The 10,019-nt window shown below is 49.6% G+C and carries 10 protein-coding genes; 4 read left to right on the forward strand and 6 right to left on the reverse strand.

What is annotated here, in order from left to right; translation table 11 throughout:
- The 3 genes from ABYP73_RS07895 to ABYP73_RS07905 form a co-directional block, all read right to left on the reverse strand.
- Window positions 1–639: hypothetical protein (locus ABYP73_RS07895; RefSeq protein ID WP_372973957.1), on the reverse strand; the 639-nt coding region annotated here is incomplete at its 3' end.
- 28 nt (window positions 640–667) lie between these two features.
- Window positions 668–2,395, reverse strand: a complete 1,728-nt coding sequence (gene ggt, locus ABYP73_RS07900) for a gamma-glutamyltransferase (protein ID WP_372973958.1) — start codon at window positions 2,393–2,395, stop codon at window positions 668–670.
- A complete protein-coding gene (locus ABYP73_RS07905; protein WP_372973959.1) occupies window positions 2,392–2,994 on the reverse strand; it encodes an ACP phosphodiesterase in 603 nt (200 codons plus the stop codon). The genes ggt and ABYP73_RS07905 overlap by 4 nt, the downstream gene beginning before the upstream one ends.
- Before the next feature lie 70 nt (window positions 2,995–3,064).
- Here ABYP73_RS07905 and glmM point away from each other — a divergent pair, with 70 nt between their 5' ends.
- Entirely contained in the window at window positions 3,065–4,450 is a 1,386-nt protein-coding gene (gene glmM / locus ABYP73_RS07910) for a phosphoglucosamine mutase (protein WP_372973960.1), read from the forward strand.
- Here glmM and ABYP73_RS07915 read toward each other — a convergent pair.
- The gene (locus ABYP73_RS07915; RefSeq protein WP_372945771.1) at window positions 4,431–5,339 is read right to left on the reverse strand and encodes a lysophospholipid acyltransferase family protein; all 909 of its coding nucleotides are present in this window, start codon (window positions 5,337–5,339) and stop codon (window positions 4,431–4,433) included. The genes glmM and ABYP73_RS07915 overlap by 20 nt on opposite strands.
- A gap of 59 nt (window positions 5,340–5,398) precedes the next feature.
- On the opposite strand from ABYP73_RS07915, the gene ABYP73_RS07920 reads away from it, so the two are divergent.
- The gene (locus ABYP73_RS07920; RefSeq protein WP_372973961.1) at window positions 5,399–6,046 is read left to right on the forward strand and encodes a rhomboid family intramembrane serine protease; all 648 of its coding nucleotides are present in this window, start codon (window positions 5,399–5,401) and stop codon (window positions 6,044–6,046) included.
- 143 nt (window positions 6,047–6,189) lie between these two features.
- The gene (locus ABYP73_RS07925) at window positions 6,190–7,836 is read left to right on the forward strand and encodes a hypothetical protein (RefSeq protein WP_372973962.1); all 1,647 of its coding nucleotides are present in this window, start codon (window positions 6,190–6,192) and stop codon (window positions 7,834–7,836) included.
- A gap of 66 nt (window positions 7,837–7,902) precedes the next feature.
- On the opposite strand, the gene ABYP73_RS07930 is transcribed toward ABYP73_RS07925, so the two are convergent.
- Together ABYP73_RS07930 and ABYP73_RS07935 are read right to left on the reverse strand one after the other, a co-directional pair.
- Complete coding sequence (locus ABYP73_RS07930; RefSeq protein ID WP_372973963.1) at window positions 7,903–9,012, reverse strand: redoxin domain-containing protein; 1,110 nt, start codon at window positions 9,010–9,012, stop codon at window positions 7,903–7,905.
- A 100-nt stretch (window positions 9,013–9,112) separates the two neighbouring features.
- Window positions 9,113–9,613 carry a hypothetical protein gene (locus ABYP73_RS07935; RefSeq protein WP_372946387.1) on the reverse strand — a complete coding sequence of 167 codons (501 nt, stop codon included), beginning with the start codon at window positions 9,611–9,613 and terminating at the stop codon, window positions 9,113–9,115.
- A 90-nt stretch (window positions 9,614–9,703) separates the two neighbouring features.
- Here ABYP73_RS07935 and ABYP73_RS07940 point away from each other — a divergent pair.
- Window positions 9,704–10,019, forward strand: a 316-nt coding sequence (locus tag ABYP73_RS07940) for an FAD-binding oxidoreductase (RefSeq protein WP_372973964.1), incomplete at its 3' end; no start/stop codon positions are given.

Consider the following 10,019-nt stretch of genomic DNA (forward strand, 5'->3'; position numbering starts at 1 on the left):
CCAGGAGCCACTTTCTGTCTTCTGCCAGCCTTCCCAGGTGGCTGACAGCCCTTTCAGGGGAAGGATCTGCACCCACATCCTGAATTTGACCGGAAACAATGCATTGTCCAGTTCCCAAAGATAGGAGTCTCCGGGAGTGTCCCCGCCCTGGGTATAGGTGACCAGCAATCCGGTGCTGCCATCCCGCAAATCGACCAGCCTCCGCTTTGTACCCTTATCGAAGACCTTAAAAGGGGCCACCAGCCAGAATGAGTCATTGTTAAAATTGGATATGGCCTCTTCGGTAACTTCCTTCAACCTTTCCCCTTCCAGAACTACCCCGTTTTCTTTTACACTACTTCTATCCGGGTAAACCAGGTCGATCCTCCCGGAATAATCCCCCCAGCTCATCTCCACCTTCCCCATGGTCTTGTCCCAGCGGTACCGGTTTCTCCCTCCCCGATACGTCCAGGTGATATAACGGGTTTCCCTGTAGGCCTCCGCATTCAGGGCGTCTAACATGTCCCGGGCTAAAGCATCGGCCTGTTCGGGAGCGTTGCCGGCAGGGACCGGATCATTGAAATAGAGGAAGTAAATCCCGCTGAGGAGCAGGACCATAAAAATTAATGTGCCTAAAATTCGCTTGATCCATCTGTTCACGGGGATGCCCTTTTAAATTTGTTAGAGACTAGTACCCTACAGCGGTGTCATCACCCCTGGGGTCGGCCCCTCCTTCGAGTCGGCCGTCAGGCAGAACACGAATAGCATCTACCTTGCCGATCACAGGGGTGCGCCCTTCATTGATCTCATAACCCCTGGAGCGCAGGAAGTCCTTGGTAGATTCCGGAAACCCATCGGGTTCAAAGATGATATAATCCGGCAGCCACTGGTGATGGAACCTCGGTGCTTCCACGGATTGCTGCATGCTCAGGTTGAACTCATAGGCATTCAGTATGGTTTGAGCCACTGCCGTGATAATGGTGGAACCTCCCGGCGTACCTACCACCAGCCACAGAGCCCCATCCTTTTCAACGATGGTGGGGGTCATGCTGCTCAACATTCTTTTTTCCGGTGCAATGCTGTTGGCCTCGGCCCCTATCAGGCCAAACATATTAGGAACCCCGGGTTTGGAACTGAAATCGTCCATCTCGTTGTTCAGGAAAAAGCCCAGTTCGTCACAATAAAGCTTGGAGCCATAGGCACCATTCAGGGTGGTGGTGACGGAAATGGCGTTCCCCATGGCATCTACAATGGAATAATGGGTGGTTTCGGCACTTTCCAGGATCTCGACCGCCCCGTGGGAAACGGCCTCCGACTTGGTGGCCCGTTCAAAGGTAAAATCCTTCATGCGTTCCCTGAGATAGCTTTCCTGCAGGAGGAAATCGAGAGGTATCTCCACGAAGTCCGGATCCCCAAGGTAAAAATTACGATCGGCATACGCCCTTCTGAAAGCCTCCGTAAGCAATTGAATAGCCTCTCCGGAATTGTGATCATAATCTCCGATGTCATAAGGTTCGATCATCCTGAAGATCTGGTTGATGGTGACCCCTCCGCTACTGGGCGGACTCATACTGATGATCCTGAGGTCCTTGTAATTAAAAATGATGGGTTGCCTCCAGACAGCCTCGTAGGAAGCGAGGTCCTCCTCTGTGATAAAGCCACCCTTTTCCTGTATAAAAGCTGCCAGTTTACGGGCAGTTTCTCCCCTGTAGAATTCATCTCTTCCGTTATCCCGTATCCTTTTCAGGGTGTTGGCCAGACTTTGATATTTCAAGGTATCCCCTTTTTGGCATTTGGTGTAAAACAGGGTTTCTTCCCCACTTATCTCAATGATCTGATCCCGGTACCTCTCCAGCCTCTCTGCCTGTTTTTCGGTGACGACCACCCCTTTCTCGGCCAGGGTAATCACGGGATCAAGGATACGCTCTATGGGGATGCTCCCGAATTTTCTGTGGACCTCAAAGACTCCGGCGATGGTACCGGGAACCCCAACAGCGGTAGCCCCTTTTGTGCTCATCCCGGGGATGACGTTGCCCAGGGAATCCAGATACATATCCTCAGTTGCCGAAAGCGGGGCTTTTTCCCTGTAGTCCAGCGCTCCTACGTCTCCGTCATTCTTTCGATACACCATAAAACCGCCTCCCCCCAGATTACCTGCATAGGGATAGGCCACTGCCAGGGCCAGTTCGGTGGCGACCATGGCATCAAAAGCATTGCCTCCACTCTCCAGAATGGCGGCACCTATGGCGGATGCTTCTTCCCTGGCCGATACGACCATCGCCTTTTCCGTGATAATTCCGGTAGGTGTGGCCGGTGCCCGCCGACAGTGGATGCCTGATATGAGGACCAGGGCCAGTACGCCATAAATCAAGGTCCGGTTTAACACGTTATTTTTAAGGGTATGGAGGTGTCTCATTCTGAGGAAGAATTGGTGATGTTTTCAAATTTTTCTCGTGAAAAGATAATTAAATCCGCAAAGAAGAGGGTGAACTCTTCCTTGAAAACGTCGTAGTGTTGGAGAAGGTCTTCGGCAGCCCTGTCCATATTGCTTTTCCTGCCGGTCCGTCGGTAGAGTCCCTTCAGAACCCGGTCTATACCTTCCACATGGGCGTAGTTGACCAGCCAGTTATCGCGGATCATGTAGGGCATCAGGTGTTTAGTGTGCTCAGGAAGGATCTCGTAGTGCTCCTTCAGAAGTGTGTAAAACCTTCCAACAAAATTCTCGAGGCCTTCCTTTGAGTAGTGTTCCCAGTTGGCCGCCAGGAAATGGTCGTAGAATACATCCACGATCACCCGGCTGAAATGGCTGTGGTTTTTGTGCAGCCTCCTGCTGCTTTTCCGGTAGATGGGGTGGGCATCTGTATAGGTGTCGATGGCCCGATGAAGCACAATACCCTGTTGTATTTTCTCCGGCAGGTGCTTGAATCGATTTCCCTGGATACTGTCTGCGATAAAGTTTCCGATGCTGACTTCCTCATCGCCAAAAGACAGATAAATATGTGCCAGAAAATTCATTGCCCGAATTTACAAAGAAGGAGAAAGGAAACCCGCCTATACGTTTATATTTGCAAAAACTTTTGTGTAAATGACCTTGATCAAATCCATTTCCGGCATCCGTGGAACTATTGGAGGCCAGACAGGAGATAACTTAACACCTCTGGACGCTGTTAAATTTGCAGCGGCATACGGAGCTTTTCTTATCCAGCAGCAACCCGATAAAAAACTAAAGGTAGTAATAGGCCGGGACGCCCGGATCTCAGGGGAGATGATCCAGCATCTCGTAGCCTCAACCCTGGTCGGGATGGGGATCGATGTAGTGGATCTGGGCTTGTCCACCACCCCGACGGTAGAGATCGCGGTACCCCTCGAAAAGGCAGATGGGGGGATCATCCTGACGGCCAGTCACAACCCAAAACAATGGAATGCACTCAAATTGCTCAACGCCCGGGGGGAATTCCTCAATGCGGCAGAAGGGGAGACCATCCTTGCCCTGGCTGAGAAGGAGGATTTCACATTTGCCCCTGTAGACGAACTCGGCCAACTGACGGTAAATGATTCTTATTTTGATATCCATATAGACGAGGTACTGGACCTTGCGCTCGTAGACAGGGACGCCATAGCCAAGGCCAAATTTAAGGTGGTAGTAGACGGGGTGAACTCTACCGGAGGGATCATAATGCCTAAGCTTCTGAAGGAACTGGGCGTGGAAGTCATTGAACTCTATTGCGAACCCAATGGTCATTTTCCTCATAATCCTGAACCGCTCAAAGAACACCTGAAAGATATCTGCGACCTCGTGATTCGGGAAAAAGCGGACCTGGGTATTGTTGTCGACCCGGATGTAGACCGACTGGCATTTATAGCTGAGGACGGGGAGATGTTCGGGGAGGAATACACCCTGGTGGCCTGCGCAGATTATGTGCTTGGGAAAACACCTGGGAATACCGTCTCCAACTTATCCTCTACAAGGGCGCTGAGGGATGTCACCGGGAAGCACGGGGGTACCTATACAGCCGCTGCTGTTGGCGAAGTGAATGTCGTGGCCCAGATGAAGGAGTCCAACGCCATCATAGGCGGAGAAGGTAACGGGGGGATCATCTATCCCGAGAGCCACTACGGGAGGGATGCCCTGGTAGGCACAGCCCTTTTCCTGATGCTGCTGGCAGAGCGCAAAATGAAAGTGAGTGAAGTGAGGAGGAGTTATCCTTCCTACTTCATGAGCAAGAAAAAAATAGAACTTACCCCGGACATAGACGTCGATGCCATCCTGAAAAAGATGGAAGACAAGTACAGAAAGGAAGAGATCAACACGATTGATGGGTTGAAGGTCGACTTTAAAAATTCCTGGGTGCATATGCGCAAGTCGAATACCGAGCCCATTATCAGGGTATACACCGAGGCGCCCTCACAGGACGAGGCCGACGCACTTGCCGGACGGATCATAGAGGAGATCAGGAACCTGCCTGAATAGATACTCCTGCGTCTTCCGGGGCCTTGCCTCTGTGTTTCCAGCGTCTGTGGGTCCAGAGGTAGTGTTCGGGTTTTTCACGGATCTGTTTCTCGGCCAGTCTCAGGAATTGCTCTGTGATTTCATGTTCTTCGGTAGAGCTCCCCTTTTCCGCAATGGGGATAAATTCTGCCTCGTAATACCCTCTCTTTACCTTGGTCACCTTCAGGAATACAGCCGCCAGGTCCAGCTTCCGGGCCAGGCCTTCAGCCCCTACGAAGATGGGAACCTTTATTCCCATGAATTCGCTCCAGTACTGGGCCTTGCTCATCATGGGCGATTGGTCACTGACCATGCCGTAGACCCCTCGTATCCCTTGTTTTTCGTTTTTAATGATCCGTTTAACGGTCTCTTTTTGTTCCAGAGGCTCTGTATTCCATTTGGCTCGTATCTTCCTGATCAGACGGTCAAAATACGGGTTTCCGATCTTTTGATAAATGGCAAACCCATTTGATGAGACGTAATTATTGATACTGGTGTTCCACTCCCAGTTGGCGAAATGGGTGCAGAGAAGCAGGACGCTCCTTTCCTTTTCTAAGGCACGCAGGTATTCGATGTTCTTGATCCTGTAGCGCCGGGCGACCTCCTTTTTGGAAAGGTGCATGGTTTTCACCATTTCGAGCAAAAGGTCACAAAGGTGTCGGTAGAATTCCCTCTCTATTTTGTCCCTATCAGACTCGGAGCGCTCGGGCAGGGCGAGCCTCAGGTTCTCCCGGACCACCTTCCTCCGGTATCTGGCCAAGTAAAAAACCAGGACGAAGGCGAGGTCTGAAAAGCCGTAAAACAAAGGTCTTGGAAGGATGGATATCAGCCTCAGGACAGGGTAGGCCAACAGGAAAACGAGTAATTGCATGCACCTAGACTATGTGCAAATATAGTTATATTTGCCCCTCTCAACACAGAGGCATTCCTATGAACCTACATTGGGCTACCCTGGCGATCATCGCTGCAAACGTATTGGTTTCGCTGAAAGGTTTCAATGATCGATTATTTTTTGAACGGTATAAATTTGGAATAACCGCCATCCGTGCCGGTCAAAAAGACAGGATGGTCACTTCAGGATTCCTTCACGTGGACCTAAGCCACCTGTTCCTGAATATGTTTACCCTGTTTTTCTTTGCCGATGTGGTGATTCGCTGGTTTGGAGCCACCAAATTCCTGTTGATGTACTTCATCAGTTTACTGGCGGGCAGTCTCCTGGCTCTATTTTTTCACCGGCAGGAGCCATATTACAGTGCCGTGGGGGCAAGCGGTGCCGTCACAGGTATTCTCTATGCTGCCATCCTGCTTCAACCGGACATGCAACTGGGTATTATGTTTATTCCCATCCCATTGCCGGCCTATATCCTGGGGATCCTATACATGCTCTATTCCATTTACGGTATGAAAACCAGGCTGGGAAATATCGGTCACACAGCCCATTTCGGTGGGGCCGTAGGCGGATATGTCACTACGCTTCTCTTCAAACCAGAACTCCTGGTCACAGACACCCTTATGGTCCTATTGCTTGCCTTACCGATTCTGGTGCTCTTTGTCCTGGAAAAAATGGGCAAACTTTAAAATTACAGACCCGATCAGCCTGAAAAAAGGAACCTTCAACGATTAATTCGGATCTCAACCTAAATTCTCCCTGCCTTCCATACTTTTTTGATATTCAGGTCGTTCTAGTAGGGCCCTAAAATACTGACATAACGCACCTGCTGATGAGAAGAACAATACTTTTTTCTTGTTTTTTTGGAATTCTTTTGCTCGGTTCCTGCAGCGACGAGACCAGCATTTTTATTGACGAACAAAGACAGAGTATCGTAGAGGAAAATGACCCTGTGGCCCTGTCGGCGAGCGTCTCCTTTGATAATGCCGGAGTCATCGATATCACCATAGACCAGAATTATTCCGGGAAAAGGGTGTCTAAAGCCATGGAAGAACCTGCGGGAAATTACCCCATGACGATGATCGGACAGGTTAAGCCTCCGACCTTTGGCCCCATCACTTCACTTACGGCAGCCCATGTTTATGTGGAAGATAACTTTGCCTACGTGGCTTACAACACGGCTGGGGAGGATTACGCAGGGGCCATCGACATCATAGATGTAAGAGATCCCAACGATCCACAGGTAACCTCAAGGCTTGTCTATACCAATGCCGACATCAATTCCCTGCAATACCACGAGGGCTTCCTCTATGCGGTGGGTGGACTCGATGCAACGGCCTCCTTTACAGCTTCATCCAATTCCTTTATTACTAAGATCCCGGTATTTGACGGGGTGATGGATTCGGATGCCGGGGTGATCTACGGGTTCCAGCAAGGGGATAACGCCACGGACATCGTCATTGACAAAAATGAGGCCTATGTCACCAGTGGAAAAGCCGGGAGTGTGGTAGTTTACGATACCGAAGACCTGGTTGTCAAGGAAGAACAAGCCTTTATGGATCTGAGATCATTAGCCCTGTTCGAGAACAGGCTGGCAGTACTCGATGCCGATTTAGGGATCCGGGTTCTGGACAATAACCTCAACCCCAAAATGGAAATCCCAATCGATTCGGATTTTGGCCTGTACACCAAAAGGACGGTAGATTTTGACGGGGAAAAGATCATTGTGGCTGAAGGCAATAAGGGTGCCGGGGTATACTCATATGAGACCGGTACGCTTATACAACATATTCCCATCCTCATCGACCCTGAACAACCCCCATTAGGAGATGTCGTAAACAATGCAGTAGGCATCAACGGCGACATGGTCCTGATGGCCAATGGTGGGGCTGGGCTTTCCGTTTCCAATGACGAAGGGGATACAGCCCAACCTTATGGGGTGATTCAGTTGGGTGGTTCCATCAACTATGTGCAAACACGGGGCGACTATGCCTTTGCCGCTTCAGGACAGGAAGGGCTTCAGATCATAAAACTGAATCGATTGTCCTTGAGCCTTGCGGCCCAGTGTGCAACACTACCCGAATACGATGGATCCAGCAAGCTGGTGATCAACCAGGGTGAAAATGTAGGCTTCAGTGGGGCCAAAAGTTTCAATAGCATAAGGGTAGAAGGAGCGCTTCTCCTCTGCGGATCATGGACGGTGATCAATGATGTGGATGTAAAGGATGATGCGATCATGGAGATGAACGGATCGCTTAGCGTAGGAAGCAATAAGAAGCAGAAAGAAATCAAGGTAGAAAAGGGGGCAACCCTGAGAATAGAGGGAAACCTGACGATCTACGGAGATCTCGACCTGGCAGATGATTCTACCCTGGAATTCATTGGCGAGCAGTCTGTCGTCAACATCTTCGGTGACGTCAAGCTCGGGAATAATGTCACTATTTCGGGTAATTTCGAGGATGTGCGAAATAAATTTTAAAGGGTGATTTAAAAGCATAAAAAAACCCTGATGGCGACATCAGGGTTTTCTTTTTTTAGTTTTTATCTACTGTAATAGTTCTCCGATCTTCTGGTCCAGGGAAGCTCCCCTTAGATCTTTTGCTACGATGATCCCATTTTCATCGAGGATAAAGGTGGCGGGGATGGCATCCACATTGTACAGTTTGGCGATCTCATCGAAGTACTGGACATTGGAGACATGATGCCAGATCAATCCGTCATCCTCAATGGCTTTCTTCCAGTCCTTCTCATTACGGTCTAAGGAAACTCCTAGGATACTCAGGCCTTTATCCTTGTACTTGTTGTAGACCTTGACCACATTGGGGTTTTCAGCCCTGCAGGGTCTGCACCAGGCCGCCCAGAAATCTACAATGGTCACCTTACCCAGAACGTCGTTCAGAGCCAGTTCCTTCCCTTCGGGAGATGGGGCCGAAAAATTGGGTGCCTTAGACCCGATAGAGGTACTGGATTCCCGATCCAGGGTCTCCTTGATCTTTACACCTGTGCTGCTCGATTTAATTTCGGGAGAAAGGCCCTCATATAATTCCTGCACCTCAGGGACCGTCTTGGCTTTGGTGGTCAGGATTCTGTAGATGATCAGGGCAGATACCACAGCATTGGGGTTGTTCTTTACATAATCGAGTTCGTATCCCTTGGCTTCCTCCATCAGTTCGAAGTACTCCTCCCTGAGGGAATTCATGGTCACCGTATCCCTATTGGCCTGCGCCCTCCTCATATCCTGATTCATGGACGAAGCTTTCCGACTCAACACCCGGCTGCCTTTAAGAAAGTCGTAAAAGAGTTCGTTTTGCAGTGTCCCGCCTATCCTCGCAAACCCGATGCTGTCGCGCTGAGCGCTGATCTCGATATCCCCATTCTCCACGATGATGGGAATATTCTCCTGCCCCTGGCCGAAAAAGATATAGTGTAGTTCAGGACTCTCCGCAGAGGGGCCTTCGAAGACGAATTTCCCTTGGTTGACCTTGGCAGAATCTACCGTGATCAACTGGTTGTTATCCCCGTATTTTCTAAGCGTGAGTTCGGTACCTTCCGTATTTTCTCCTCCTATGGAACCTTCAATAATGTAACCATCCTTTTTGGATGAACAGGACCAAAGGGTCAATGTGAGGATGAAAGCCGTGTAAAAAATTCTCATGTTTCCTAATTTTCGGCTCAAAGGTACTGATAAGGGTGCCAATAAAAAAGCCCTTAACACATGCTTATGATTAAGGGCTTCTGTAATTTTTGGACCTGGCTCAGAATTGGTACCTGATGCCCAGTGCGATGTCGAAATCAAAATTATCTGAGAAATCATCGTACCCTATCAACCCGATTTCAGGCCTGAAATCGAGAGAGATCAAAAGGGGAATATTAAAATTGTATTCGATTCCCACTACCCCGGCACCAAAAAGGAAGAGCCCGCCATCCGGCTCATCGAATTCATCAGGCCATCGGTTAAAATCAACGCTTCCAAGTCCGCCACCAACGCCGTAGAACCAGTTGAAATTCCCATCAAGGGGTTCCACCCACTGGTAGGTCCCGGTAAGTTTGAACGCATCGTAATTCCGGCTGTCTCTCCATCCCAGGTCGATCTCAACCCGGTTGGTGAGGGCAACTGATTTCTGGTAGGATATTTCAGCCCCAAAACCATCGCTGTCCCCAAGCCTCAGCCCGAGCGCGTGATCGGAAATCTGTTGAGCACTCAAGGCACAGGTCGCCGTGAGGAAAATAAATACAGTTAATTTGAATACCTTCATAGTTAGGAGTTTTAATTGTTAAAATTACTGATTGTAAGATGTATCGCTGTTAAGAATAACTTAATTTTATGCCTTTAAAACCTCAGTTTCTTGCCTGAAATTCCCTTTGAAAAATTAGCGTCTTCCCTTGAGGGTTCCCTGCATACAGACTTACTTACGAGAAGTTTGTATGCTACGGATGCCTCGGTCTACAGAAAATTGCCATCAGCTGTTGTTTATCCCAGCAATACAGAGGACCTGAAAAAGATCATAGGCTTTGCTGATGAAAACCACCTGGGTCTGATTCCCAGGACTGCCGGCACCTCCCTGGCCGGTCAATGCGTAGGGGAGGGGATGGTCGTGGATCTCAGCAGGCATTTCACTTCCATCCTGGATCTGGACCTCAAACGCAAACAGGTGACCCTTC

The organism is Muriicola sp. (genome assembly GCF_041567615.1).
Taxonomy (GTDB): domain Bacteria; phylum Bacteroidota; class Bacteroidia; order Flavobacteriales; family Flavobacteriaceae; genus Muriicola.